Origin of the sequence: Pontivivens nitratireducens (assembly GCF_011290545.1) — a bacterium.
GTDB lineage: Bacteria > Pseudomonadota > Alphaproteobacteria > Rhodobacterales > Rhodobacteraceae > Pontivivens > Pontivivens nitratireducens.
This window is the reverse complement of sequence record NZ_CP049811.1, coordinates 337,601-363,018: the sequence shown is the minus strand read 5'-3', so window position 1 is coordinate 363,018 and position 25,418 is coordinate 337,601. Positions and strand designations below refer to the sequence as shown.

The 25,418-nt window shown below is 64.0% G+C and carries 22 protein-coding genes; 12 read left to right on the top strand and 10 right to left on the bottom strand.

Going from position 1 to position 25,418, the window contains the following annotated elements:
- Positions 1–116: 116 nt before the first annotated feature.
- Genes G8E03_RS01765 through G8E03_RS01755 form a run of 3 tightly spaced genes read left to right on the top strand, consistent with a single transcriptional unit; the run spans position 117 to position 3,438 of the window.
- Complete coding sequence (locus G8E03_RS01765; protein WP_166187927.1) at positions 117–1,055, top strand: ABC transporter permease; 939 nt, start codon at positions 117–119, stop codon at positions 1,053–1,055.
- Positions 1,052–1,873, top strand: a complete 822-nt coding sequence (locus G8E03_RS01760; RefSeq protein WP_166187925.1) for an ABC transporter permease — start codon at positions 1,052–1,054, stop codon at positions 1,871–1,873. Before G8E03_RS01765 ends, G8E03_RS01760 begins: the two co-directional genes overlap by 4 nt.
- Entirely contained in the window at positions 1,870–3,438 is a 1,569-nt protein-coding gene (locus G8E03_RS01755) for an ABC transporter ATP-binding protein (RefSeq protein ID WP_166187923.1), read from the top strand. Before G8E03_RS01760 ends, G8E03_RS01755 begins: the two co-directional genes overlap by 4 nt.
- A gap of 31 nt (positions 3,439–3,469) precedes the next feature.
- Here the strand turns inward: G8E03_RS01755 and G8E03_RS01750 are convergent, their stop codons facing one another.
- Positions 3,470–4,351 carry a LysR family transcriptional regulator gene (locus tag G8E03_RS01750; protein ID WP_166187921.1) on the bottom strand — a complete coding sequence of 294 codons (882 nt, stop codon included), beginning with the start codon at positions 4,349–4,351 and terminating at the stop codon, positions 3,470–3,472.
- Positions 4,352–4,451: 100 nt separating this feature from the next.
- Here G8E03_RS01750 and G8E03_RS01745 point away from each other — a divergent pair, with 100 nt between their 5' ends.
- The 8 genes from G8E03_RS01745 to G8E03_RS01710 all read left to right on the top strand — a co-directional run bounded on the left by G8E03_RS01745 (position 4,452) and on the right by G8E03_RS01710 (position 14,063).
- Positions 4,452–5,951, top strand: coding sequence for a CoA-acylating methylmalonate-semialdehyde dehydrogenase (locus G8E03_RS01745; RefSeq protein WP_166187919.1), 1,500 nt, complete (start codon positions 4,452–4,454; stop codon positions 5,949–5,951).
- Positions 5,952–7,100 carry an acyl-CoA dehydrogenase family protein gene (locus G8E03_RS01740; RefSeq protein WP_166187917.1) on the top strand — a complete coding sequence of 383 codons (1,149 nt, stop codon included), beginning with the start codon at positions 5,952–5,954 and terminating at the stop codon, positions 7,098–7,100. It abuts the gene before it with no gap.
- 10 nt (positions 7,101–7,110) lie between these two features.
- Positions 7,111–8,136 carry an enoyl-CoA hydratase/isomerase family protein gene (locus G8E03_RS01735; protein WP_166187914.1) on the top strand — a complete coding sequence of 342 codons (1,026 nt, stop codon included), beginning with the start codon at positions 7,111–7,113 and terminating at the stop codon, positions 8,134–8,136.
- A 75-nt stretch (positions 8,137–8,211) separates the two neighbouring features.
- The gene (gene mmsB / locus G8E03_RS01730) at positions 8,212–9,090 is read left to right on the top strand and encodes a 3-hydroxyisobutyrate dehydrogenase (protein WP_166187912.1); all 879 of its coding nucleotides are present in this window, start codon (positions 8,212–8,214) and stop codon (positions 9,088–9,090) included.
- Positions 9,091–9,135: 45 nt separating this feature from the next.
- Positions 9,136–10,350, top strand: a complete 1,215-nt coding sequence (locus G8E03_RS01725) for an acyl-CoA dehydrogenase (RefSeq protein WP_166187910.1) — start codon at positions 9,136–9,138, stop codon at positions 10,348–10,350.
- Positions 10,351–10,428: 78 nt separating this feature from the next.
- Positions 10,429–11,550, top strand: coding sequence for a transferrin-binding protein-like solute binding protein (locus G8E03_RS01720; RefSeq protein WP_166187908.1), 1,122 nt, complete (start codon positions 10,429–10,431; stop codon positions 11,548–11,550).
- Between the two features lie 2 nt (positions 11,551–11,552).
- Complete coding sequence (locus G8E03_RS01715) at positions 11,553–12,899, top strand: porin family protein (protein ID WP_166187907.1); 1,347 nt, start codon at positions 11,553–11,555, stop codon at positions 12,897–12,899.
- Complete coding sequence (locus tag G8E03_RS01710; protein ID WP_166187905.1) at positions 12,900–14,063, top strand: TIGR03862 family flavoprotein; 1,164 nt, start codon at positions 12,900–12,902, stop codon at positions 14,061–14,063.
- 17 nt (positions 14,064–14,080) lie between these two features.
- On the opposite strand, the gene G8E03_RS01705 is transcribed toward G8E03_RS01710, so the two are convergent.
- Positions 14,081–16,042, bottom strand: coding sequence for a protein meaA (locus tag G8E03_RS01705; protein WP_166187903.1), 1,962 nt, complete (start codon positions 16,040–16,042; stop codon positions 14,081–14,083).
- A 184-nt stretch (positions 16,043–16,226) separates the two neighbouring features.
- On the opposite strand from G8E03_RS01705, the gene G8E03_RS01700 reads away from it, so the two are divergent.
- Positions 16,227–16,607, top strand: a complete 381-nt coding sequence (locus tag G8E03_RS01700) for a GFA family protein (protein ID WP_166187901.1) — start codon at positions 16,227–16,229, stop codon at positions 16,605–16,607.
- 9 nt (positions 16,608–16,616) lie between these two features.
- Here G8E03_RS01700 and G8E03_RS01695 read toward each other — a convergent pair whose 3' ends face one another.
- From G8E03_RS01695 to G8E03_RS01660, 8 genes are all read right to left on the bottom strand, one after another.
- A complete protein-coding gene (locus G8E03_RS01695; RefSeq protein WP_166187899.1) occupies positions 16,617–17,207 on the bottom strand; it encodes a PqiC family protein in 591 nt (196 codons plus the stop codon).
- Between the two features lie 26 nt (positions 17,208–17,233).
- A complete protein-coding gene (locus G8E03_RS01690; protein WP_166187897.1) occupies positions 17,234–20,230 on the bottom strand; it encodes an MlaD family protein in 2,997 nt (998 codons plus the stop codon).
- Position 20,231: 1 nt separating this feature from the next.
- On the bottom strand, positions 20,232–20,852 hold the full coding sequence (locus G8E03_RS01685; protein ID WP_166187895.1) for a paraquat-inducible protein A: 621 nt from the start codon (positions 20,850–20,852) through the stop codon (positions 20,232–20,234).
- Entirely contained in the window at positions 20,849–21,451 is a 603-nt protein-coding gene (locus G8E03_RS01680) for a paraquat-inducible protein A (RefSeq protein WP_166187893.1), read from the bottom strand. The genes G8E03_RS01685 and G8E03_RS01680 overlap by 4 nt, the downstream gene beginning before the upstream one ends.
- 180 nt (positions 21,452–21,631) lie before the next feature.
- Entirely contained in the window at positions 21,632–22,936 is a 1,305-nt protein-coding gene (gene hslU / locus G8E03_RS01675) for an ATP-dependent protease ATPase subunit HslU (protein ID WP_166187891.1), read from the bottom strand.
- Between the two features lie 37 nt (positions 22,937–22,973).
- Positions 22,974–23,528 carry an ATP-dependent protease subunit HslV gene (gene hslV / locus G8E03_RS01670; RefSeq protein WP_166187890.1) on the bottom strand — a complete coding sequence of 185 codons (555 nt, stop codon included), beginning with the start codon at positions 23,526–23,528 and terminating at the stop codon, positions 22,974–22,976.
- A gap of 72 nt (positions 23,529–23,600) precedes the next feature.
- Positions 23,601–24,242, bottom strand: coding sequence for a rhomboid family intramembrane serine protease (locus tag G8E03_RS01665; RefSeq protein ID WP_166187888.1), 642 nt, complete (start codon positions 24,240–24,242; stop codon positions 23,601–23,603).
- 290 nt (positions 24,243–24,532) lie between these two features.
- On the bottom strand, positions 24,533–25,321 hold the full coding sequence (locus G8E03_RS01660) for a histidine phosphatase family protein (protein ID WP_166187886.1): 789 nt from the start codon (positions 25,319–25,321) through the stop codon (positions 24,533–24,535).
- Positions 25,322–25,418 lie beyond the last annotated feature (97 nt).

Genomic DNA, 25,418 nt, shown 5'->3' with positions numbered 1-25,418 from the left:
TCCGATGGTCTTGGCCGTAAAAGCCTGCCTTTCCATAGCGCTTCTGGGAGGCTCAGAAGCCTTCCGGACGAGGCAAATATCCTCGCGCGATGGCGCGAAACCGTCAGGGCCATCCCATGCTGATGCGGTTCATGCAGCGGCTGTTCTCGCTCATCGTGACATTGATCGTGGCATCGATTCTAATCTTCTGCGTGATTGAGGTTCTGCCCGGCGATCCGGCGGCATTCATGCTGGGCATGAACGCCGAGCCCGAGGCCGTGGCGGCGCTGCGGGCGCAGATGGGTCTGGATGCGGGGCTGTTGGCACGGTATTTCACCTGGATCGGCGATTGGCTGACCGGGGATTTCGGAACGTCCTATACCTACCGCGTTCCGGTGGCCGAACTGATCGCGGATCGGGTCTGGGTCAGCTTGCCCCTGGCGCTCTATGCGCTGGGACTGTCTACGGTGATCGCTTTTCCCATCGGGATCGTTGCCGCCATGCGGCGGGGCAGGGCGGCCGATTACGGGATCATGGGGGCGACGCAACTGGGCATCGCGATTCCGAATTTCTGGTTCGCGATGTTTCTGGTGGTGATCTTCGCCATCAACCTGCGTTGGGTGCAGGCGGGTGGCTTCCCCGGCTGGCATGATCCTGTCGCCGCGATCCGCGCGTTGACCTTGCCCGCGATTTCGCTGGCGCTGCCACAGGCGAGCATCCTTGCGCGGATCATGCGTTCCGCCCTGATCGACACGCTGGACGAGGATTACGTGCGCACCGCCCGCGCCAAGGGGTTGAGCCGCAGCGGCGTCGTGCGCGCACACGCATTGCGCAATGCGATGATCCCGGTTCTGACGATTATCGGGCTGCAATTCTCGTTCCTGCTGGCCGGCGCGATCATCATCGAGAACGTCTTCTATCTGCCGGGACTGGGGCGGCTGTTGTTTCAGGCCATCAACCAGCGTGACCTGATCGTGGTGGAAAGCACGGTGATGTTGCTGGTCATGGCCGTGGTGGTGGTCACCTTTCTGGTCGATCTGGCCTATGCCATCGTCGATCCGAGGTTGCGGCGATGAGGGCGCGCAATCTGATCCTAGGTGGGACGTTGAGCGGTGCGTTCGCGCTGGTGGCGCTGTTGAGCTTCGTCTGGACCCCGCACGATGTCGGTGCGATTTCGATACCGGATCGGATGTTGCGCCCCTCGGTGGATCACTGGCTGGGAACGGATCAGTTGGGGCGCGATATCTTCTCGATGCTGATGGTGGGGGCGCGCACCTCGCTGGCCGTGGCGCTGGCATCGGTCGGGATCGGCATGGGGCTGGGTGTGCCGCTGGGTCTGACGGCGGCCGCGCGACGGGGCGGGCTGCTGGACGATGTGATCATGCGGGGGAACGACCTGATCTTCGCGTTTCCGTCGATCCTGATCGCCATCCTGATCACGGCCCTGACGGGGCCCAGCGTCTGGAACGCCATCCTGGCCATCGGCATCTTCAACATTCCGGTTTTCGCCCGTCTGTCACGCGGCGCAGCGCTGAGCCTGTGGAGCCGCGAATACATCATGGCGGCACGGGTGGCCGGCAAAGGCCCGGCGCGGATTTCGGCGGAGCATATTCTGCCCAACATCGCGAACCTGTTGATCGTGCAAGGGACGATCCAGTTTTCCGTCGGTATTCTGGTCGAGGCCGCGTTGAGCTATGTCGGACTTGGCGCGCAGCCGCCCCTGCCCAGTTGGGGCCGAATGCTGGCGGATGCGCAGACGCTGATCTCTCTCGCGCCGCATATGGCGCTGTTTCCCGGCCTTGCCATCGTGTTGAGCGTGCTGGGGCTGAACCTGATGGGGGACGGTCTGCGCGATGCGTTCGATCCGAAGTTGAGCCGGGGGCGCGCGCAATGAGCCTTCTGTCGGTTCAGGGTCTGTCGGTCAGGATCGGCGCGCTGGATATCCTGCGCGATGTCTCGTTCGAGATGGAACCGGGGGAGGTTCTGGGCCTGGTCGGGGAAAGCGGATCGGGCAAATCCATCACCGCATTGGGTATCATGCGCCTGCTGCCTGAGGTCATGAGCGTAGAAGGCGCGATCCTGTTGCAAGGCGAGGCGCTGGATCAGCTGTCCGAACGCCGGATGTGTGCTCGTCGCGGGCGCGATGTCGGAATGGTGTTTCAGGAGCCGATGACCGCGCTGAACCCGCTTCATACCATCGGTGACCAAGTGGCGGAGACGGTGCGCCTGCACACCCGCACCGGCCGCCGCGCCGCAAGGCAGCGCGCGCGTGAGGTGCTGGATCGCGTGGGGTTGGAGCATATCGGGCTGGCGCGGTTCCCGCATGAGCTTTCGGGTGGTCAGCGGCAGCGGGTGGTCATCGCCTGCGCCATCGCGCTGGCCCCCAAGCTGTTGATCGCGGATGAGCCGACGACCGCGCTGGACGTGACGACGCAGGGCGAGATCCTCGACCTGCTGCGGCGGCTGGTGCGTGAGGACGGGATGGGTCTGATCCTGATAACCCATGACCTGGCAGTGGTGGCCGAAATGGCCGACAGGATCGCGGTGATGCAATCGGGCCGGATCGTGGAGCGAGGTCTGGTGAATGAGGTTCTGCACCGGCCCACCCACGATTATACCCGCGCCTTGCTGGCGGCCTCGCGGCACCAGCCTGTCCGCGCCGCGCGGGCTGAGGCCGCGACGGTTCTGGACGTGCGCGATGTTGTCCGCAGCTATCCCGGCACCCGCCGCCTGCTGGGCCGCGCTCCCCCGGTCGAGGCGGTGCGCGGGGTCAGCTTCAGCTTGCATCAGGGGGAAAATCTGGGGCTGGTCGGGGAAAGCGGATCAGGCAAATCGACATTGGCGCGCGCCCTGCTGGGTTTGGAACCGGTGCAGGGCGGCTGCATCACGCTGGGCGGTCAGGTGATGGATGCGGCGGCCCCACGGGCGTTGCGGCGGCGCATCGGCGTCGTGTTTCAGGATCCGTTCGGCAGCTTCGACCCGCGCTGGACGGTGGAGCGTCTGATTGCGGAACCGTTCCATCTGCTCGACAACGCACCGCCGCGCCGCCCGGCGGTGGAGGAGGTTCTGCGCAGCGTCGGATTGCAGCCCCGCGATGCGGACCGGCACATCCATGCCTTTTCCGGCGGTCAGCGGCAGCGCATCGCCATCGCGCGGGCCTTGATCATTCGCCCCGACGTGATCCTGCTGGATGAGGCCGTCAGTGCGCTGGATGTCCAAGTGCGGGCCCAGATCCTCGACCTGCTGGCGGAGTTGTCCGCGAAATTCGAGGTTAGCTATCTGTTCATCAGTCACGATCTGAGCGTTGTGCGCGCCATCACCGACCGGGTGATGGTCATGCAGGCAGGTCGCATCGTCGAGAGCGGTCAGACGGAGGCGGTCTTCGCCGCACCCCGGCAAGCCTACACACGGCAATTGCTGGCGGCGACACCGCGCCTGCCGGACGGCATCGCGACCTGAGGGCGAGGATTCGGATACTTCAGGAGCAAACTCAGCTGAGCGTCGCGCGCAACGCCGCGGTCAATCTGTCCGCCGTTCGGGTGATCCGGGCGGCACGCAGATCGTCCTCATGCCGGATCAGGTGGAAACTGCGGGTGAAGGCGATCTGATCCGGCAGAACCTGTATTAGCTCGGGCCGCTTGCGGGCAACGAAATCAGGCAGGATACACGCCCCCTCGCCTGCGGCGGCCCAGTCGAGCTGGATGCTCAGCGAGGTCGATGTCAGTTGCGGGCGCAGTCGCGCCCCGACCAGAGGAACGTAGTCCAGTTCCTTGTCAAAGATCATGTCCGCAATATAGCCGATGAACCGCACCTCGCGCAGAGCCGGTCGGGTGGTGAGGTCATGGCGGGCGATCACCTCTGCCGTGGCATAGAGGTGCAGACCGTAATCCGCGACCCGCCGCGTGCGCAGGCGTCCGGCCGTGGGCGGGGTCAGCGCGATGGCAATGTCCGCCTCACGCTGGCTGAGGGAGAAGACCCGCGGCAGGGCCACCAGCTCCAACCGCAGATTCGGGTGATCGCTTGCGATCCGGGCGCAGGCCGGGGCGAGGATGCTGGCGGCCACGCCCTCGGGCGCACCGATGCGCACGGCGCCCGACAGGCGTTCCGTCTGGTTGGACAGGCGGTCGGCGGCGGTGCTGGCCGCGGCCTCCATCGCGATGGCCGGATCGGTCAGGCGGCGGCCTGCCTCGGTCAGCGCGTAGCCGCGTTGCGAGCGGTCGAACAGACGGGTGTCCAGCGCGCGTTCCAGCGCCGCGACACGCCTGCCGACGGTCGCCGCGTCAATACCGAGCGCGCGCGCCGCGCCCAATAGGGTGCCGCGTCGCGACAATTCGAGAAAGACGCGCAGATCGTCCCAGTTCGGTTTGGTCATGGCAGCCTTCTTGCAGATTTGCAGGATTGGTCTGAGGAATTAACGGTCGATCCCGCGCGGACGCAAGGTTAAGGTGCCGCAAATTCTGGGGAGTACGACCATGCAACAGCTTTGGCATTTCATCGACGGCAAGCGCGTTTCCGGCACTTCGGGGCGGAAAGCGGACATTTACAATCCCGCAACCGGCGAGGTTCAGGCACAGGTGCCGCTGGCCAATGCGGCCGATATGGACAGCGCCGTGCAGGGCGCGGCCCGCGCGCAAGTCGCGTGGGGTGCCACCAACCCGCAGCGCCGCGCGCGTGTGCTGATGGAGTTCATCCGGCTGTTGCACCGTGACATGGACAAGCTGGCCGAGGCGCTGAGCCGGGAGCATGGCAAGACTCTGCCCGACGCTAAAGGCGACGTGATCCGTGGTTTGGAAGTGGCGGAATTCTGTCTGGGCGCGCCGCATCTGCTGAAGGGCGAATACACCGACGGCGCTGGCCCGGGCATCGACATGTATTCCATGCGGCAGCCGCTGGGCGTGGCGGCGGGCATTACCCCGTTCAACTTCCCCGCGATGATCCCGATGTGGAAATTCTGTCCGGCCATCGCGGCGGGCAATGCGTTCATCCTGAAACCGTCCGAGCGTGACCCCTCCGTGCCGCTGATGCTGGCCGAACTGATGCAGGAGGCGGGCCTGCCCGACGGTATCCTGCAAGTCGTCAACGGCGACAAGGAAGCGGTGGATGCGATCCTGGACCATGAGGGGATTTCGGCCGTGGGCTTCGTCGGATCGACCCCGATCGCGGCCTATATCTATGAGCGTGGCTGCGCCAACGGCAAGCGGGTGCAGTGCTTCGGCGGGGCGAAAAACCACATGATCATCATGCCCGACGCGGACATGGATCAGGCGGCGGATGCGCTGATCGGCGCAGGCTTCGGCGCGGCGGGGGAACGCTGCATGGCGATCTCCGTCGCGGTTCCGGTGGGTGAGGGAACGGCGGACAAGCTGATGGAGAAGCTGGCGCCCAAGGTCGAGGCGCTGAAAATCGGGCCCTATACCGGCGGTGATGACGTCGATTTCGGCCCTCTGGTCACGGCGGAGGCGAAGACCCGCGTCGGCGGTCTGGTGGAATCCGGTGTCGAGGCAGGTGCGAAGCTGGTCGTGGACGGACGCGGATTCTCGATGCAGGGCTACGAGGACGGCTTCTTCTTCGGCGCGTGCCTGTTCGATCACGTGACGCCGGACATGGACATCTACACGCAGGAAATCTTTGGCCCGGTGCTGGTCACCGTGCGGGCGGAAAACTACGAGGATGCGCTGAAGCTGGCTATGGATCACGAATACGGCAACGGCACAGCGATCTTCACCCGTGACGGTGACGCGGCGCGGGACTTCGCGGCGCGTATCAACGTCGGGATGGTGGGCATCAACGTGCCGATCCCGGTGCCGCTTGCCTATTACACCTTCGGCGGCTGGAAAAAGTCGAGCTTCGGCGATCTGAACCAGCACGGACCGGATGCATTCCGTTTCTACACCAAGACCAAGACGGTCACGGCGCGCTGGCCCAGCGGCATCAAGGACGGGGCGGAATTCTCGATCCCGGTGATGAAGTAAATGGACTTCGCGCTGAACGAGGAGCAGGCGGCGATCGCGGACATGGCCGCCGATTTCGGGCGGGACCGGCTGGGCCCCGCCGCGATTGCGGCCGAAAGCACCGGCATCGACCGGGGATTGCTGACGGAAATCGGGGCGCTCGGCATGGGTGCGATCTATTGCGCCGAGGATCACGGCGGATCCGCGCTCAGCCGTCTGGATGCGGCCCTGATCTTCGAGGGGCTGTCCCTGGGCGATCCGTCGGTCGCCGCGTTCGTGTCGATCCACAACATGTGCGCATGGATGATCGACAGCTTTGCCAATGATGAGTTGCGGGCCGAGGTGATCCCCGGTCTTGCCTCGTTCGAGACGGTCGCCAGCTATTGCCTGACGGAGCCGGGCTGCGGCTCGGATGCTGCATCGTTGAAGACGACCGCGCGTCGCGACGGGGACGACTACGTTCTGAACGGGACCAAGGCGTTCATCTCGGGCGGTGATTATTCCGACTGGTATGTCGTGATGTGCCGCACGGGCGGCCCAGGGCCGAAGGGGATTTCCACGGTTCTGGTGCCAAAGGGCGCACCGGGTCTCAGCTTCGGCGCGCAGGAGCGCAAGATGGGCTGGAAGGCGCAGCCAACCGCCCAGGTGCAATTCGACGATTGCCGCATTCCCGCCCGCTACCTGATCGGAGCGGAGGGCGACGGGTTCCGTTTTGCCATGAAGGGTCTGGACGGCGGCCGCCTGAACATCGCCGCCTGCAGCATGGGGGGCGCACAGGGCGCCCTGACGAAAACGCTGACCTATATGGGTGAGCGCAAGGCCTTCGATGAGACGCTCGATTCGTTCCAAGCGCTGCAATTCCGGGTCGCGGACATGGAAACGGAACTGCAAGCCGCCCGCATCTTTCTGCGGCAGGCCGCGTGGAAGCTGGACCAGACGGCACCGGACGCTACGCAACATTGCGCGATGGCCAAACGCTTCGTGACCGATGCGGCCTTCAAGGTCGCGAATGACTGTCTGCAACTTCATGGCGGCTACGGCTATCTGGAGGATTACGGCATCGAGAAAATCGTGCGCGACTTGCGGGTGCACCAGATCCTCGAAGGTACCAACGAAATCATGCGTATGATCGTCGCGCGAAAGCTGCTGGCGGATCGCGGCAAAGGCTGAGGGGCAGAACGTGGACACTCTCTTTCGCATAGAGGGCCGTGCAGGCCGGATCACGCTGAACCGGCCCAAGGCGCTGAACGCGCTGGCCCATGACCAGATTCCGGAGATCGAAAAGCATCTGATCGCATGGCGCGACGATCCGGCGGTGGAGCTGATCCTGATCGACGGCGCCGGGGACCGGGCGTTTTGCGCCGGTGGCGACATACAGAAACTGTACGAGACGGGCCGCACCGGCGACTACGCCTATGGTCGGCAGTTCTGGTCCGATGAATACCGGCTGAACGCGCTGATCTGGAACTACCCCAAGCCCTATGTCGCGATCATGCATGGGTTCGTCATGGGGGGCGGGGTCGGGCTGTCGGCGCTCGGCTCGCACCGGATCGTGACGGATAACACGCAGGTGGCAATGCCCGAATGCGGCATCGGGCTGATCCCGGATGTCGGCGGCTCCATGCTGCTGAGCTGTGCGCCGGGGCGGCTGGGCGAATATCTGGGCACGACCGGCACCCGGATGGGACCGGCGGATGCGATCCACGCAACCTTTGCGGACACTTATGTTCCGCAGGCTGATATCGAGGAGCTGAAGTCCGCGCTTTGCGCCGATGGCATCGACAGGATCGGTGATTTCGCGCAGCCGCTTCAGCCCGGGCCGCTGATGCAGGAACAAGCGCGGATCGACAGCCATTTCGGCGGCGAGACGGCAATGGATATCGTGAACTCGCTGGAGCATGTGAACGGAGAGTGGGAGCAGGCGACCCTCAAGACGCTGCGCCGCAATGCACCGCTGTCCGTTGCCTGTACGGTCGATGCGGTACACCGGGCGCGGACCTTGCGCCGGATCGAGGACGCGCTGGCGCTGGAATACCGCTTTACCGCCCGCTGCATGGAACATGGCGAGTTTCTGGAGGGGGTGCGCGCCGCCGTGATCGACAAGGATCGCAATCCGCAATGGGCCGTCCCCCGGCTGGAGGATTTGCCGCAGATCCGTGTCAGTCAGATGCTGATGCCGTTGGGCGAGGACGGTTTGAAACTGTAGAAAACACTTCCGCACGCCGCTTTCTTCCGCGCAAGGCGGAGGCGGTGGCCGGGGGATCTGTCAGGAGGGAACGACATGAAGATCGGCTTTATCGGATTGGGCAATATGGGGGCGCCGATGGCGGCGAACCTGGTCGCGGCGGGCCACGAGGTCACCGGCTTCGACGTGGCGGGCGTGACTGTCGAGGGTGTGGAACAGGCGTCAGACGCCGCGCAGGCCGCCGCAGGGCGCGACGCGGTCATCACCATGCTGCCGAACGGCGATATCCTGCGCGATGTCTATTCGGAGATTGTCCCCGCCGGGCAGGAAGGCGCGGTCTTCATCGATTGTTCCACTGTCGACGTGGACAGTGCCCGCGCCGCTGCGAGCCTGGCGGAGGATGCAGGCTTGCTGCCCGTGGATGCTCCGGTTTCGGGCGGGATTGGCGGTGCCTCGGCGGGAACGCTGACCTTCATGGCGGGCGGATCGGACGCGGCCTTCGCCAAGGCGGCGCCGTTGTTCGAGATCATGGGCCAGAAGGCCGTGCATTGCGGCGCGCCCGGCAACGGTCAGGCGGCCAAGATCTGCAACAACATGATCCTCGGCGTCACGATGGTCGCCACATGCGAGGCATTCGCGCTGGCGGACAAGCTGGGCCTGGACCGTCAGGCGATGTTCGACGTGGTGTCCACGTCCTCGGGCTATTCGTGGTCGATGAATGCCTATTGCCCGGCCCCCGGCATCGGCCCGCAAAGCCCGGCGGATAACGATTACGTACCTGGTTTTGCCGCGGATCTGATGCTCAAGGACCTGCGGTTGAGCCAGCAGGCTGCCGACAGTGCCGATGCGGCCACACCAATGGGTACGCGCGCAACCGCCTATTACGAGGCTTTCGTCAGCGACGGCGGCACGGGCAAGGATTTTTCCGCCGTGCTGCCGCGCCTCGTCGCCAAACATCGCGACGACGCGGATTGAGGCCAGACACGCCCCGTGCGATACCGCGAATAAAGGAGACCCAGCATGTCCAATGCCCAGACCGGGGGCCACGGCCCCTCACTCGCGTCCTTCAAGTGGGAGGACCCGTTCCTGCTCGACGATCAGTTGACCGAGGAGGAAAGGATGCTGTCCAACAGCGCCCGGACCTTCGCGCAGGACAACCTGATGAAGCGGGTCACGGACGCCTATCTGAACGAAACCACGGACCCCGAGATTTTCCGTGAAATGGGTGCGATGGGCCTGCTGGGCGCAACCGTGCCCGAGGAATATGGCGGGTTGGGCGCGGGCTATGTCAGCTACGGTCTGATCGCGCGTGAGGTGGAGCGGGTGGATTCCGGCTATCGCTCGATGATGTCGGTGCAATCGTCCCTGGTGATGTACCCGATTCAGGCCTACGGCTCCGAGGAGCAACGCCGCAAATACTTGCCCAAGCTGGCCTCGGGCGAATGGATCGGGTGCTTCGGCCTGACGGAACCGGATGCGGGCTCCGACCCCGCCGGAATGAAGACGATCGCCAGGAAAACCGATGGCGGCTACGTGCTGAACGGCGCGAAGATGTGGATCTCCAACGCGCCCATCGCGGACATGTTTGTCGTCTGGGCAAAGTCAGAGGCGCATGACGGCAAGATTCGCGGCTTCGTTCTGGAAAAGGGCATGAAGGGGCTGAGCGCACCGAAAATCGGCGGCAAGCTGTCGCTGCGCGCATCCATCACGGGTGAAATCGTGCTGGAAGGGGTCGAGGTCGGTGACGACGCGCTGTTGCCGAATGTCGAGGGCCTCAAGGGGCCGTTCGGGTGTCTGAACCGCGCCCGTTACGGCATCGCCTGGGGCGTGATGGGGTCGGCGGAGGAATGCTGGCAGCGTTCGCGGCAATATGGTCTGGACCGTCACCAGTTCGGCCGTCCGCTGGCACAGACGCAGCTGTTCCAGAAGAAACTGGCCGACATGCAGACGGAAATCACGCTGGGGTTGCAGGCCGCCCTGCGGGTCGGGCGTCTGATGGATGAGGGCCGCGCCGCGCCCGAGATGATCTCGCTTATCAAGCGCAACAATTGCGGCAAGGCGCTGGATATCGCGCGTCAGGCCCGCGACATGCACGGCGGCAACGGTATTCAGGCGGAATATCATGTCCTCAGACATGCGCAGAATCTGGAAACCGTGAACACCTACGAGGGCACGCATGACGTTCATGCGCTGATTCTGGGCCGTGCGCAGACCGGACTACAGGCGTTTTTCTGAGAAACTTACCCTATCGGGTGAAGACATAAGGGGGGCGTACGTGTCTATATTGGCGCAAGCGCGTCGATGGAGCATGTTATGAAAACCTCTTTTTTGCCGGTTCTGGCCCTCCCACTGGTTCTAAGTGCCTGTGGGGGGGGATCCACCCCATCGACAGCGATCAATTTGCCCGTTACCGCGTCGGGCACGATTCTGGCGGCGCAACTGGGTGCCACGCAAACTTCTTCCACCGGGGCGAACGGCACGGAATACACGACCACCCCGACCGAGGTTCAGGCCAGTGACCGGACATCCTCCGGCCTTGCAATCACTGTATCATCGACGGCTGATCCGTCGGGCAGCACCACGAGGCCCAGACGACAGGAAGCCCTGGTCGATACGCTGACCGATGTAGCGGTCACGGGTGCGCTGGACCGTGGCGCGACCTTCACGGATGTGGCCGGGGTCGAGGGAACCACTTATTTCGAGGAAAGCAGCTTCGGTGACACGAACGCGCGCACCGATGCCAGAACCCAGATCGCGGGGGTGAGCGTCTATCTGGTGGGTACTCCGCGTGAACTGGTGCTGCACGATGTCAGCGCGATCGAGGTCAGCAGCTTTGACAGTGTCACGAATGAGGGCGTCTTCGGCGTCGGTTTCATCGGGAACGAGACGGCTGTCGCCAGCGTTCCCACCGCCAATCAGGCGACCTATTCCTCCGCCATACTGGTGCAGAACGGATATTATCGCCGGGGCGCAAACGCCATCGCCTCCATGCGGTTGCAGGATGCCAGCACGAAGGACGCGCCCAGCTTCGACATCATCGCAGATTTCGGCGCAGCTACGCTGACAGCCGATATTGCGAACCTGGAACTGGTTGGGGAGCAGATCGGCAACACGAACGACGATAACCTGCTGACCGACCAAGTGGCCGGATTGTTCATGCAGGCCGACATCACGGGCAACTCGGCCTCGGGCACCCAGATGTGGTTCACCGATGCGGCGGGCAATCAACTCGACATCTTCAGCGGCCCGCCCGTTGGCGAAACGGCGGCTCTCGTCTCCGGTGGGTTCTTCGGTGAGGACGCGGCCGAGGTCGCGATGAGCGGCATTCTGGAGGGGACGATCTTCATCGACGACATGGATTCGGGGGATTCCAGCGTCACTCTCACGGGCCCCGTCGGCTTCATCCTTTCGCTCACGGCCGGTGGCGCTCAATAAACATGGTCGCCGATTTCAAGTTATTCGTCCGGGCTGCGCTGGTCATGGCGGCCTGCTGCCTCACGCTGCCCGCCGCCGCCCAGCAGCCCGATCAGGGGCGTGAGGTCCTTTACGTCGATCTGAGCCAGGCTGAGCAGATCGGCGTAATCCGCACGTTGGTCGAAAACGGTCAGGTCGCACAGGCACAGTTGCTGCTGAACGGCTCGATCTTCGATGAACGGGATTACGGCTATCAGGCGGCCTATCTGCAAGCGATCATCTATCGCGTGACCGGGCGGCTGGAGGAAGCGTCGGTCCTGCTTCGCCAGATTCTGGCCGAGCAGCCGGAGTTTCGCCTGGTGCGGCTGGAGCTGGCACAAGTCCTCGCCCTGATGGATCAGACGGACGGGGCGCAATTCCACCTCAACATTCTGGCCGAGGCCGCGGAAAATGCCGGTGAGCGGGAGTTCTTCGAGGCGGCGATCGATGCCGTAACGCCTGACAACCGGTTGAGCTTCTCGACCTTTCTGACCATCGCGCCGTCCACCAACCTCAACAGCGGCGCCGGTCAGCGTACCGTCGTTTTGGATTTCAATGGCCTGCCGCTGAACTTCATCGTAGGGGCGGAGCAGGAATCCGGGGTCGGTGTCAGTTATGGTGGCACAGCGATCTACGCCATACCGATGATTCAGGATCGCCAGCTCTATTTCGCGGGCGCGGCGCAGATCAACGATTACCCCAATTCACAGTTTGACAACCAGATCCTCACCGGTCGCGTGGGGATGCATTTCGGCCCGCCGACACGCCGCGCGACGGTCGAACTCGTCAGCGATCAGCGTTGGGTCGACGGCAATTCCTTCGACTCGGGGCTGGGCGCGCGGATCGCCGGGCGTCTGTCCCTTGGTGATGGAATGCGCATTCAAGGCGAATATTCCTATACTGATCGTGATTTTCGGCGGAACCCCGATCAGATCAACCAGAATGCCGAAGTGACCTTGCACAAGGCGCTGTCCGCCCGTCAGGGCGTCAGCTTCGGCGTGCTCGCCGGAACCTCCGAGACGCTTTATGAGGCCGAGAGCTATGACGCGCTGGGGTTCGAGCTTGGCGCCTATCGCGGCTTTGCCAACGGCATGGTGCTGGATGGATCGGTGGAGTTCAGGCGCCGGACCTATCGCGGCGTCAGTTCGCTGGTCGGCGGCATTCGTGAGGATGACATCACCCGTCTTCGCATCAGTGCCTTGTCCTCTCGCATCCAGTTCCGGGGCGTGACGCCTCGGGTCAGTCTGACATGGACGAACAGTTCGTCGAACGATGTGCGATATGACTATGAGGCCTATGGTGCGGAGTTTTCGCTTACGACCAGTTTCTGAATGGTTCTGACGCCCGATGTTCTGATCGTGGGGGGCGGTCCTGCCGGGCTGGCCGCGGCCGAGGTTGCCTCCGCTGCCGGGGCCAGCGTTTTGCTGGCGGAACAGAAACCCAGCGTCGGACGCAAGTTTCTGATGGCCGGAAAATCCGGTTTGAACCTGACCAAGGATGAGAGCGCGGACCAGATCGTCGCTGCCTGCGGGGCCCCTTGGCTGGCACCGATCCTGCGCGACTTTGATGCAGATGCCATGCGGGAATGGGCCGCTGGATTGGGGCAGGAGGTCTTTACCGGGTCGAGCGGACGGGTGTTTCCGGTCGCGATGAAGGCCTCACCCCTGCTGCGGGCGTGGCTGGCCCGGCTCGCCCCCGTCGATATCACGGTGCGCTGGCGCTGGCTGGGGCAGGATGACGGCACCCATCGGTTCGACACGCCACGCGGGGCTGTGGCGGTCAGGCCACGGGCCAGCGTGCTGGCGATGGGCGGTGCATCGTGGTCACGGCTCGGCTCGGACGGGCTGTGGGTTGAACGGATGGGGGATCTGGCCATTGCGCCGTTTCGTCCTGCCAATATGGGGTTCGACGTGGACTGGTCGCCGCATATGGCACGGTTTTCCGGCACGCCGGTCAAGGACGTGGCGCTGATCCATGGCGACACGCAGCGACAGGGCGAATTCGTCATCAGCAAGACCGGCGTGGAGGGCAGCCTGATCTACGCGATGTCCGCCCTGCTGCGCGACGCGCCGGATGCCGCCCTTGATCTGGCCCCCGGTCGGGATCTGGCGGCGCTGGAACAGGCGATAGCCAAACCGCGCGGCAAGCAGTCGATGAGCAACCATTTGCGCAAGGTGACAGGACTGCCGCCGGTCAAGCTGGCCCTGTTGAGGGAGGCGGGACCGCTGGGCGACGCGTCTGCCATTGCGGCCCGGATCAAGGCGTGCCCGCTGCGGCTGATCCGACCGCGCCCGATGGATGAGGCGATCTCCGTCGCGGGGGGCATCAAGGCTGGTGAACTGGACGATGCACTGATGCTGACGGCGTATCCAAGCACCTTCGCCGCGGGGGAGATGCTCGATTGGGAGGCCCCGACCGGGGGCTACCTGTTGACCGCCTGTATCGCCACGGGGCGGCACGCAGGGGCGGCCGCCGCGCGATGGGCGCGGCGGTAGCGACCGTTCGACGGTGATTACTCGGCGGCGACGGTCCGGTCGGGATCGACCAGATCGACCAGATCGAACATGATGCGGTTCAGTTCGAAATCCTTGGGCGTATAGACCCGCGCCACGCCATCCTTGCGCAGTTGCGCGGCGTCTTCCTCAGGTATGATGCCGCCGACGACGACGGGCACCGTCAGGTTTTCTGCCGCCAGACGGGCCAACATGTCGCGGACCAGCGGCAGATGCGAGCCGGACAGGATCGACAGGCCGATCACATGGGCGCGCCCCTCGCGCGCGGCGGTGACAATCTGTTCGGGGGTCAGACGGATGCCATCATAAATCACGTCCATCCCCGCATCGCGGGCGCGACATGCGATCTGCTCGGCGCCATTGGAATGCCCGTCCAACCCCGGCTTGCCGACAAGAAAGGTCAGCGGGCGGCCCAGGCGGGCGGCGACGTCACCGACGGCCTCACGCAGGTCGTCCAGTCCGGTGGCAGCGTTGCTGACAGCCTTGGAGACACCGGTGGGCGCGCGGTACTCACCGAATTCGGCGCGGATCGCGGTGCCCCATTCGCCGGTGGTAACGCCTGCCTTCGCACAGGCGATCGACGGCGGCATGATATTGCGCCCCTCACGCGCGGCGCTGCGCAGATCGTCGAGCGCGCGGCGCACGGCCAGATCGTCACGGTCATCGCGCCACGCCTGCAAACGGTCGATCTGTTCCTGCTCCACCGCCGGATCGACGGTCATGATGCCGCCCTGCTCATCGACCAGTGGGGATTTTTCCCCGCCGGTGAAGGCATTGACGCCGACGACGGTGGTGTCGCCCCGCTCGATCCTGACCAGCCGGTCGGCGTTGCTCTCAACCAGACGCGATTTCATGTAGTCGATGGCCGCGACAGCGCCGCCCATCTCGTCGATCCGGGCCAGTTCCTCACGCGCGCCGGTTTTCAGCGCCTCGACCTTGCGATCCACTGCGGGGTTGCCGTCGAACAGGTCGTCATATTCCAGCAGGTCCGTCTCATACGCCATGATCTGCTGCATCCGCAGCGACCATTGCTGATCCCACGGGCGGGGCAGGCCCAGCGCCTCGTTCCACGCGGGAAGCTGTACGGCACGGGCGCGGGCCTTCTTGCTGAGCGTGACGGCCAGCATTTCCATCAGGATCCGGTAGACGTTGTTTTCTGGCTGCTGTTCGGTCAGGCCCAGCGAATTGACCTGCACGCCATAGCGAAAGCGCCGCAGCTTGGGATCCTCGACGCCGTAGCGTTCGGCGCAAATCTCGTCCCACAAGTCCACGAAGGCGCGCATCTTGCACATCTCCGTCACGAAACGGATGCCCGCATTCACAAAGAAGGAAATCCGCGCGACGAGGCCGGGGAAGTCCTCCTCCGACACACGGGGGCGAACCTCGTCCAACACGGCGGTCGCGGTGGCCAGTGCGAAGGCCAGCTCCTGCTCCGGCGTGGCGCCGGCCTCCTGCAAGTGGTAGGAACAGACGTTCATCGGGTTCCATTTCGGAACGGATGTGTAGCAGTACTCCGCAATGTCCCCGATCAGCTTGAGGCTGGGCGCGGGAGGGAAGACATAGGTGCCGCGCGACAGGTATTCCTTGATGATGTCGTTCTGCACCGTGCCCTTGAGCGCGGCGATATCCGCGCCCTGTTCCTCCGCCACCGTGACGTAGAGCGCGAGCAGCCACGCGGCGGTGGCGTTGATGGTCATCGAGGTGTTCATCTGGTCCAGCGGAATGTCCGCGAACAGGGCGCGCATGTCGCCCAGATGGCTGATCGGCACGCCGACCTTGCCAACCTCACCCCCGGCAAGCACGTGATCGCTGTCATAGCCTGTCTGGGTGGGCAGGTCGAACGCCACGCTCAACCCTGTCTGACCCTTTGCCAAATTTGACCGGTAAAGCGCGTTGGACGCGCTGGCGGTTGAATGTCCCGCATAGGTGCGGAAAAGCCAGGGGCGGTCTTTCTGGGCCATGATGGGACTCACGTTTGATGTTGCACTGCATCAGGAGATAACCCGGGACATATTGTTGCGCAAGTCCCGTATGCTGCGACCAGACCTTGCGCAAGTTTTGGGCTGCTTCGCGGTGCCAGACGTGATCGCGGCTTTGCCATATCCCGTACAGCTTGCATACTGCGCCCAGTTCGGAGGTAACATCATGCATTCAGGATCATGTCTGTGCGGCGCCGTCCGGTTCAGCGTCACGGGCGACTTGCCAGCGCCCAATGCCTGCCATTGCAGCCAGTGCCGGAAAATGTCGGGCCACTATTGGGCCTCCATTGACATCGACCGCGCTCGGTTGCGGATCGAGGGCGACAGCGCGATACGCTGGTATCGATCCTCCGCCAAGGTTCGTCGCGGGTTCTGTGCAGAATGCGGCGCGTTCCTGTTCTGGGACCCCTTGGCAGGCACCAGCACCGCAGTCGCGATGGGGGCGTTTGATGGGCCGACCGGCACGGCGCTGGCTCTGCACATATTCACAGATGACAAGGGCGACTATTACCGGATCAACGACGGGCTGCCGCAGAACGCGCAATAGGTGGTCGCCTCAACGCCGCCCAATGTCGGCAGGCGTGACCGCCGCTACATCCGCGACGATCAGATCGGCCAACTGATCGAACGCGGCCGATTGCGCGACGGAGATCGCCGTAAACCCGATGCCTTCGACAGGCTGTGAGATCGCGAAGCTTTGCGCGCGTTCATACTCCCCCAAATTGCCAGCGATGACGAAATACTGACCGTCCAGATTGTAGTCGCCGTCGATCTGGCCCAGCGCCCGGGCGACCTGAATCTCGATCCGCAGATCGGCGCGGCTGAGCAGGGGCCAGGGTTCCGCTGCGACGGCCGTCTCGGGTAAGCGGGCGGCCAGTGTTTGCGCCAACCGCAAGGTCAGCGCCCGGGGGGGCAGGTCGGCCCACAGAATGTCGGTGCGCAAGGCAACGCTGCCATCCGCCTCGACGATGCCGATCTCCTCACCCTGCGCGTAATATGGCAGGGAGATTTCGCGCAGCTCGATGGATTGCACCACGCTGTCCGTGGTTTCGGCAGCGGGTGCGATCGGGGCAAGCTGAATGCGCGGTTCCGGCGCGGAGCTACAGGCCGTCAGTGTAATGGCGAGGGCGAGCATGAGAAAACGCATGGGGTCGATCCTTTGCGAGGGGTGCGTCAGCGCCCGGTGAGAAGGGAGTTGGGGTTCCGTTCGATCTGCCTGACCAGCGCGGTGATCGCACGGGCCGTATCGCGGAACTCGCGGATGGCACGAATGGCCTCTTCGTTCAGGAGCGAATCCTCGTTATAGGCGGCGATTGTCGTTCCAGCCTGAGAGGTTAGTGCATCCAGTCGCGACAACAGGCCCGGTACATCGAGCGCGGCCAGACGAATGGCCTCCGCCGCGCGTTCCGTCGTGCTCAGCGTATCGCCCAGACCCTGCGCCACACCGACATCGCGCAATTCGGCCAGCGTTACGCGAACCTCGCTCAGTGCGCCGTTCAGCGAGGCGGGCAGATCCTCCGCGCCGGGGGCGGACAGGATGTCGTCGGCACTGCGCAGCAGATCCTGCGCGGTTCGGGCCAGAACGTCCAGTTCCACCTGTTCGGCATCCTTCACGACGGCGTCGATGCGCGCGATCAGGTCGGGGACCCCGTCGGACGCCTCCGCTACGCTGGCCGCAGCGCGGCCCGCATCGGCGAGCGCATCCTGCAGGCGCTGACCCAGTTCTGCAGCGATCAGATCGTCCAGCAGGATACGGGCACTGCGCAGGCCCGCCCCGATATCGGCAGGCAATGCCTGCGTCTCGGGATCCTCCAGCAAGGTGCGCAGGGCGCTCAACGCGGCTGTGGCCTGCTTGGGCAGCGCCTGCGTTCCGGGATCGGTCAGGATCGAGTCAGCATTCGAGATCAGATCGTTCAGCGCACCGGGAACAGGCTCCGCCGCTTCAGCGATCTCGGCCAGACGGGCCGCTGCCTGCGTGGCAGAGGTCAGCGTTTCGTCCAACAGGGTGGTGATGTCCGCCTCCTCGATGGCGGCCAATGTGCGATTGATGGTCGCGATCCCGGCCAGGGTTTCCTCAGGCAGGGCGCGCGTCGCCTCGTCGTCCAGGATTTCCCGGGCGGAACGCAGCAGCCCCGTCAACTCCGCCGGGGCGGCGGTTACCTCGGGGTCGGACAGGAATGCGGTGGCCGTGTTCGTCAGTTCGTCCACCTCCTTGATCACAGCAGCCAAGGTATCAGGCAGGTCGGCCGCGCCGGTGGTCAGATCCGCGATTCCGGTCGCGGCGGACGCGCCCTCATCCAGGGCGGTGGCCAGGCGGGTCGCGATGTCCGCATCGCGGAACTCGTTCAGGATCGCCTCGGCCTGGGCCAGGGCGGTTTGCAACGTTTCGGGTGCGGCCTGCAAGGCCGGGTCGGAGACGATGGCCTGAACCTCTGCCAGCAGGGCCTCCGCCCGCATCGGGATCGCGCGGGTCGAAGGATCGTCCAGCACTTCCTGCGTCGAGGTCAGGAATGCCTCGGTGGCGATCAGGGTCGATTCCAGTTCGGGCGTGATCTCCTCCGCCGTCTGGTTGAGGGTGCCCGCAAGGATGGAGATGTCGGCCACAGCGGTCGAGAAGGCCTCGATCAGGGCGGCCTGCTGCGCGTCCTCCAGCAAACCGCGCAGCGCGGTCAGACCGGCGAGCAATTCATCCGGGGCCTGCGTAATGCCATCCGATTGCAACAGATCGCGCAGATCCGCGATCGCGCCATTTGCTCCGGCGGGAATTTCCCGCAGCTCGGGATCGTTGAGTAGGGACGTGACAGCCGTCAGGGCCTGTGTCGCCGCATTCAGAACAGCCTCGATGGGCAATTCGTCTATGCGCGTCATCAACCCCTCTGCCGTTTCGGCCAGACCGCTCGCGTCCGTCTCCACCGTGGGAATGCGGGGGAAGGGTTGTACATTCGTGTCAAGCACGGCCGCGACCGCGTCCGGCACTTCGGTCAGCTCGATGTTCTGCGCCCCGCTGAGGATCGATGGAGCGCTAAGTTGGGCACGAAGCCCGTTATCCGCGACCAGCTCCGCCAACAGGTCGAGCGTGATGCTGGTGTCGGAGCCGGCCGGCAGGCCGAGCCGCCCCGGCTCGATCTCGAACGCGGCGATCAACTCGACCGTTCGATGTCCTTCCTCGCCGGCCAGTCGCGCGGACAGGCTGGTAACGGTGCCGACAGGGATCCCGCGATAGGAGACTTGCGCCCCCACCCGCAGGCCACTGACCGAACCGGGAAAGACCGCCGAGACGGTGACCGGCGCGCGTTCCAACGTATCGAAAAGCGAGGAGCGGGCGGTTTCGGGATCGGGATACAGACGGAATCCGCGATCCTGCGTGACGGCCGATCCGCCCTCGAAAACCGTGTCGAACGTGACCCCCCCGCGCAGCAGCGCGGCCAGACTGCCCACATTCAGCGAGGCACCGCTGGTATCCAGCGTAAAGTTGAATCCCGACGCATCCCAGAACCGCGTCCCATCGGTGATGAGGTTGTTGTAGGGCTCACGTATGAAGGCGGTGTAGATGATCGTGCGACCATTGCTGGAAAGCTCCAGATCCTCGACCTGGCCGACCTCGATGCCCTTGTACAGAATCGGGGAGCCGAGAGAGATGGAACTGGCCAGCGCGGTGCGCAGCGTGACGCGCAGGCCGGGTTGGTCGATCGGCGTCAGGGGCGCGCGCTCCAGCCCGGTCAGTTCGGTCACCTGCTCGCCCGGTTCATCGGGCAACTGAGCCGCGAGGTAGGTGCCGCTGACCACCGTTCTGAGGCCGGAGATCCCCTGCGCGGTAATCTCTGGCTGCACGATCCAGATCACCGCCTCCTCGGTCAGGTAGGATGCGATATCGCGGTCCAGCCGAACATGGACCAGAACGTCGTCAAGACCGGGGCCAAAGCTGATATCCTCGACCTGGCCGATCCTCACATCGCGATACCGCAGCGGGGTCTGCCCGATAACGATGCCCGCCGCGTTGGTGAAGTGCACCAAAATGACCGGTCCGCGCGACGCATAGGTCCGATAGGTCACCGCTGCGGCCACGATCAGGGCAACCAAGGGGATCGCCCACACCAGAGACACGCGTTTCCAGTAGGGCTGCTTGGCGTCGGTCTCGATCCGGGGGGCAGGGGGCGGCAGGTCGGTCAAATCAGGTTTCCTTCGGCGAAGTGTCGGGACGATCCCAGATCAGGCGCGGGTCGAACGCTTGCGCGGACAGCATGGTGAAAACGACTGACAGGGCGAAGCATACGGCAGCGGGCCCCGGATGCACACTGGCCGCCGCACCCAACTGGACCAGTGCCGTCAGCAAGGCCACGACGAACACGTCGATCATCGACCAGCGGCCCACGAATTCGATGACCTCATGCAGGTGAAGCCGCGAATGCTGGCTCAAACTGTTCGGGCGCGTCACGGACCACGCCAGCAGGGCGATCACCCCGAACTTGGAGAGCGGAACCACCACGGACGCAAAAAAGACGATCCCCGCGATGCCGTAGGCGCCGGTATCTGCCAGAACGATCACGCCGCCGACGATGGTGTCCTCATGCGTCGTGCCCAGTTGCCGTGTGACCAGCATCGGGTACAGGTTGGCCGGAATATAGGCGACGATCCCCGCGATCAGCCATGCCCAGACCCTTTGCAGGCTATAGGGTTTTCGCGAAGACAGGTGCGCATGGCATCGCCGACAGCGCGCGACCCCCTGATCGTGGACCAGTTCGCACCGATGGCAGGAAACGAGGCCGGCCTCGCGCGCGGTCAGGACGTTCATGGCTCATTGTCCAGCATCGACCAGATCGAGGCGGCGTCGGTGATCTGCCGCTCGAACGCGATGATGAAGACGGCGGCGCAAAACGCCCAGAAGGCCGGACCGAAACCGATCGTGGCAAGGTCCGCGACCTTGACCAATGCCACCGCTGCGCCCAGCACGAAGATCTCGGCCATGGACCAGGGGCGCAATGCCTCTGACCACCGAAAGGCGCGGGCGGCGTGGGGCGCGGGGGGGCGCCCGCGCCAGATCGGGAACAGTGCATAGATCAGCAGGGCCACGCGGATCAGCGGAATCGCCACGATGCTGGCCGTAACGGCAAGGGTCAGCGGAATCAGCCATCCGTCCAGAAACGCTGCGGCCACGCCCAGCAAGGTGGTGGTATTGGAAAAGCCAAGTTCCTCGATCGACAGGAACGGAAAGAATAGCGCGAACACGATCAGGATGGCGATCGCGAAGCCGGTCGCCAGCGTTCGGTCGAGCGAGGTGTGCCGCCCCGAAACCAGCATGTGATTGCAGCGCAGGCAATAGGCCCGACGGCCCTGCGGCAGGTCAGGTACATCGTGGAGCATATCGCAGGAAGGGCAGGCGAGCAGTGTCATGGGGTGAAGATAGTCTATCCGTGACAGGAGGCCAGCGCCGCATGAGCGGGACACGTCATCAGCCTGTCAGGCGACTGCCATGTGCCGCCTTTTCTCGCGTCAGCTTCCGCAAACGTCCCCGCCCGAAGCACCTGATCGCACGGACGGGGCGGGGATGTGTTCAGCAGGAAGGCCGTAATGTCACAGCACGTAGCGGCTGAGGTCGTTGGATCGGCTCAGTTCGCCCAGGTGTTTTTCCACGAATGTGGCATCGACCTGAACCGTTTCCCCATTGCGGTCGGGCGCGGTGAAGCTCAACTCCTCGAACACCCGTTCCAGCACAGTGTAGAGCCGCCGCGCGCCGATATTTTCGATATTGGCGTTCACCTCCGCCGCGATCCGCGCGAGGTTCGAGATGCCCTCCTCGGTAAAGGTCACGGTGACGCCCTCGGTTCCCAGAAGCGCGGTGTATTGACGGGTCAACGCATTGTCCGTTTCCGTCAGGATGCGCACGAAATCAGCTTCGGTCAGGGCCCGCAGTTCGACCCGGATCGGCAGGCGACCCTGCAGTTCCGGCAGCAGGTCCGACGGTTTTGCCACATGGAACGCGCCCGATGCGATGAACAGGATGTGATCGGTCTTTACCGGGCCATGCTTGGTGGAAACGGTGGTGCCTTCGATGAGGGGCAGCAGATCACGCTGCACGCCCTCGCGGCTGACCTCGCCACCACGCCCGTCCTGCTTGCTCGCGACCTTGTCGATCTCATCTATGAAGACGATGCCGGACTGTTCGACGACCTGCACAGCCTCACGCGTCAGGGCCTCCTCATCCAGCAGCTTGTCCGCTTCCTCTGCGATCAGAATCTCATAGCTGTCGGCGACGCGCAGGCGTTTCTTGGTCTTGCGACCGCCCATCGCCTTTCCGAACAGCGAGCCGAGGTCCATCATCTGACCCCCAGGTGGCATACCGGGGATGTCCATCGCCCCCAGCGGGTTCGAGGTGTCGGACACTTCAACCTCGATTTCAGTATCGTCGAGCAATCCGTCACGCAGTTTCCGGCGGAACATCTCGCGGGTCTGCTCGCGCGCGCCCTCACCGGCAAGTGCTGCGATGACGCGGGCCTCTGCTGCCTCATGCGCCTTGGATTTGACCTCCTCACGCCGATATTCGCGGGTCATCACGATGGCGGCGTCCACCAGATCGCGGATGATCTGTTCGACATCGCGACCGACATAGCCGACTTCGGTGAACTTCGTCGCCTCGACCTTGATAAACGGGGCGCGGGCCAGTTTGGCGAGCCGTCGCGAGATCTCCGTTTTGCCCACACCGGTGGGTCCGATCATCAGGATGTTCTTGGGGTACACTTCCTCGGCCATGGTGTCGTCCAGCCGCTGGCGCCGCCAGCGGTTGCGCAGGGCCACGGCAACGGCACGTTTCGCGTCGGCCTGGCCGATGATGAAGCGGTCGAGCTCGGTGACGATTTCGCGCGGGGTCAGGTCGGTCATTGGATGTCCTCTCAAAGGGGCAGGCAAGGGCGGGAGGTCAGATGACCTCAACCGTCGCGTTGCCGTTGGTGTAGACGCAGATCTCGGAAGCGATGGACAGGGCGCGCCGGGCAATCGCCTCCGCATCCATGTCCTGATCCATCAGGGCACGGGCGGCGGCCAGCGCGAAGTTGCCGCCGGATCCCACGGCGGCGATGTCGTGCTCGGGTTCCAGCACGTCGCCCGCACCGGTCACGATGAACAGATCGGAGCCATCGGTGACGATCAGCATCGCCTCCAGATTGCGCAGATACTTGTCGGTGCGCCAATCCTTGGCCAGATCGACGCAGGCGCGGGCCAGCTTGCCCGGTGTCGCCTCCAGCTTGGTTTCCAGCCGTTCCAGCAGGGTGAACGCATCGGCGGTGGAGCCAGCGAAGCCGCACACCACGTCCGAGCCGCCGGGGGTCAGGCGACGCACCTTGCGGGCGGTCCCCTTCATCACGGTCGGGCCGACGCTGACCTGACCGTCACCGACGACCGCAACGCGGCCGCCCTTGCGCACCGCGACGATCGTGGTTCCGTGCCAGCCGGGGAAGCGGGTGTCATCGGTCATGGGGCTCTCCTCATCTCGTGTTGAGGTGGCACATAGGGATTGCCGTTGCACTTTGACAAGATCGTGGCGCGATCAGACAGGGCGGCGCGGTGCCCGCAGAAGGGGGGCCAGAACCCATCCCGCCAGCGCACCGCCGAGATGCGCCTGCCATGCCAATGTGCCGCCCAGCCCGAAATGCAGCGCCACGTTCAGGACGGTCAGCGACGCAATGAACTTCCAGACGGGCGCGGTGGACCGCCCGGTGGAGCGCAAAGCGATGAATTCCCAGCGCTTCCACGCGCCCATGAAGCCGAACACAGCCCCCGACGCGCCGACCATTGGCACCAGTTCCTGTGGCCCGAACAGGGCGAACCCGGCCCCGCCCGCGATTGCGCTGAGCACGAACAGCGCCAGCATCCGCGCCTCACCGCAAATGGTGACGATCAGGCGCCCTACGCTGAGCAGGATCACCGCATTCATCACGACATGCAGAATGCTGCCATGCAGAAAGGCATGGCTGATGAACATGGTGAAAGGTTGCAACGCGAAGACCGGCTCGACATCGGAAAACACCAGCGGACGCCAGAATGCGCCGTATGTATAGGCGATCCTGCGCGATATCCCCGGCACGCCGATATCGTTCAACTGAAGCAACGCCTCGATGGCGAAAAGAACGAGGGTCAGCGTCCACAAGGCACGCATCGGAGGGGTGATGGAGGATTGCATGTTTATCATGAGCACAGCTTTACGTCAGTTCGGAGAGTTTGAAAAACGCTCTTGTTGTCCGATACGCGCAGCGACGATTCATCACACCCAACTGTGTGGAGGACTTGGTCCCGCAGGGTGGGTGCATGGCCGACGTCGGGCTTCTGCCAAGCGCACGCTCTCCACGAAGCAGAGGTTTCCATAGCTGATAGCCGCTATTTCCGGTCCCCGCCGCACGGCCCGCAGCTAATCTGACGGAACGCGGGATGGCTGCGAAGTGTAGAAAGGATGCGATTCGAGAGCCAGCAGTCACTACACCCTCAGTAGGTCACCTCGCCCGCCGCATCCTCCGGTATGGTTTCATCGTTGAAATGACCGACATCCGGTTCGGCACTGCGCAGACGCAGATACCCCAGAACGCGATTGTTCCGCTTGGGGTCGATGACCAGAATCTCGCCCTCGTAGACGTGGAAATTCGTCACCTCGTCGATATTGGTGAAGTGAGTGATAATCAGAAGCGGGCCCTTCTCATCCCCCTCCCATGACGAAATCCGTTCCCGCAGAGGCACCGCGTCACGTGCACCTTGCAGCGAGAGCAGCAGGTTCATGCCGGGATCAACCTCAACGTCGATGGAATTGGCATAATCGGGGTCGATCCGCTCGAATCCGATCATCAGGTTGTCGAGCGTCTGGCGATTGCGGCACCATTCGGACACCACGATAGAGCCTGGTCGAACCTCGTTCGCGGCCAGCAGCGTTCCCAATTCGCGCATGCGCGCCATGCCGTAACTGGTCATGATGCGCTGGTTTGCGCAATCGGTCGGTGCGACGTTCGAGGCGTCGCGCTTGGACCAATCCGTCGGCCCATGGCGCATCAGCAACACGATGTCGTCGCGAAACAGATCGTCCAGCATCTGCCACGGTTCGAACTGCAGGGTGGTAACCGGCTCCCCTTCGTCCAGCTCCTGGACGAAGGATGCCGTCATCGTTCCCATATGGGTTGAAACACGGGTTATTTCCCGCATGTTCGGCGCGTCCTGTGCATGAAGGGACGCGGGCAGCATCAGCGCGGCGCATAGCAAGACGAACTTATTGATAATACGATCCACGATGGACCTCCTGTAATGTCCATAACAAGATGAAGGTGGAACGCCGAAGTTCAACCGCGATGTCTTGCTTCTGACACAGAATAGTCGTGCAGGCATT

What these genes read in the sequence shown, in the direction of transcription:
- G8E03_RS01765 (WP_166187927.1), top strand. Translation starts at nt 117, where the DNA reads ATGCTGATGCGGTTCATGCAGCGGCTGTTCTCGCTCATCGTGACATTG.
- G8E03_RS01760 (WP_166187925.1), top strand. Translation starts at nt 1,052, where the DNA reads ATGAGGGCGCGCAATCTGATCCTAGGTGGGACGTTGAGCGGTGCGTTC.
- G8E03_RS01755 (WP_166187923.1), top strand. Translation starts at nt 1,870, where the DNA reads ATGAGCCTTCTGTCGGTTCAGGGTCTGTCGGTCAGGATCGGCGCGCTG.
- G8E03_RS01750 (WP_166187921.1), bottom strand. Translation starts at nt 4,351, where the DNA reads ATGACCAAACCGAACTGGGACGATCTGCGCGTCTTTCTCGAATTGTCG.
- G8E03_RS01745 (WP_166187919.1), top strand. Translation starts at nt 4,452, where the DNA reads ATGCAACAGCTTTGGCATTTCATCGACGGCAAGCGCGTTTCCGGCACT.
- G8E03_RS01740 (WP_166187917.1), top strand. Translation starts at nt 5,952, where the DNA reads ATGGACTTCGCGCTGAACGAGGAGCAGGCGGCGATCGCGGACATGGCC.
- mmsB (WP_166187912.1), top strand. Translation starts at nt 8,212, where the DNA reads ATGAAGATCGGCTTTATCGGATTGGGCAATATGGGGGCGCCGATGGCG.
- G8E03_RS01725 (WP_166187910.1), top strand. Translation starts at nt 9,136, where the DNA reads ATGTCCAATGCCCAGACCGGGGGCCACGGCCCCTCACTCGCGTCCTTC.
- G8E03_RS01720 (WP_166187908.1), top strand. Translation starts at nt 10,429, where the DNA reads ATGAAAACCTCTTTTTTGCCGGTTCTGGCCCTCCCACTGGTTCTAAGT.
- G8E03_RS01715 (WP_166187907.1), top strand. Translation starts at nt 11,553, where the DNA reads ATGGTCGCCGATTTCAAGTTATTCGTCCGGGCTGCGCTGGTCATGGCG.
- G8E03_RS01710 (WP_166187905.1), top strand. Translation starts at nt 12,900, where the DNA reads ATGGTTCTGACGCCCGATGTTCTGATCGTGGGGGGCGGTCCTGCCGGG.
- G8E03_RS01705 (WP_166187903.1), bottom strand. Translation starts at nt 16,042, where the DNA reads ATGGCCCAGAAAGACCGCCCCTGGCTTTTCCGCACCTATGCGGGACAT.
- G8E03_RS01700 (WP_166187901.1), top strand. Translation starts at nt 16,227, where the DNA reads ATGCATTCAGGATCATGTCTGTGCGGCGCCGTCCGGTTCAGCGTCACG.
- G8E03_RS01695 (WP_166187899.1), bottom strand. Translation starts at nt 17,207, where the DNA reads ATGCGTTTTCTCATGCTCGCCCTCGCCATTACACTGACGGCCTGTAGC.
- G8E03_RS01685 (WP_166187895.1), bottom strand. Translation starts at nt 20,852, where the DNA reads ATGAACGTCCTGACCGCGCGCGAGGCCGGCCTCGTTTCCTGCCATCGG.
- G8E03_RS01680 (WP_166187893.1), bottom strand. Translation starts at nt 21,451, where the DNA reads ATGACACTGCTCGCCTGCCCTTCCTGCGATATGCTCCACGATGTACCT.
- hslU (WP_166187891.1), bottom strand. Translation starts at nt 22,936, where the DNA reads ATGACCGACCTGACCCCGCGCGAAATCGTCACCGAGCTCGACCGCTTC.
- hslV (WP_166187890.1), bottom strand. Translation starts at nt 23,528, where the DNA reads ATGACCGATGACACCCGCTTCCCCGGCTGGCACGGAACCACGATCGTC.
- G8E03_RS01665 (WP_166187888.1), bottom strand. Translation starts at nt 24,242, where the DNA reads ATGATAAACATGCAATCCTCCATCACCCCTCCGATGCGTGCCTTGTGG.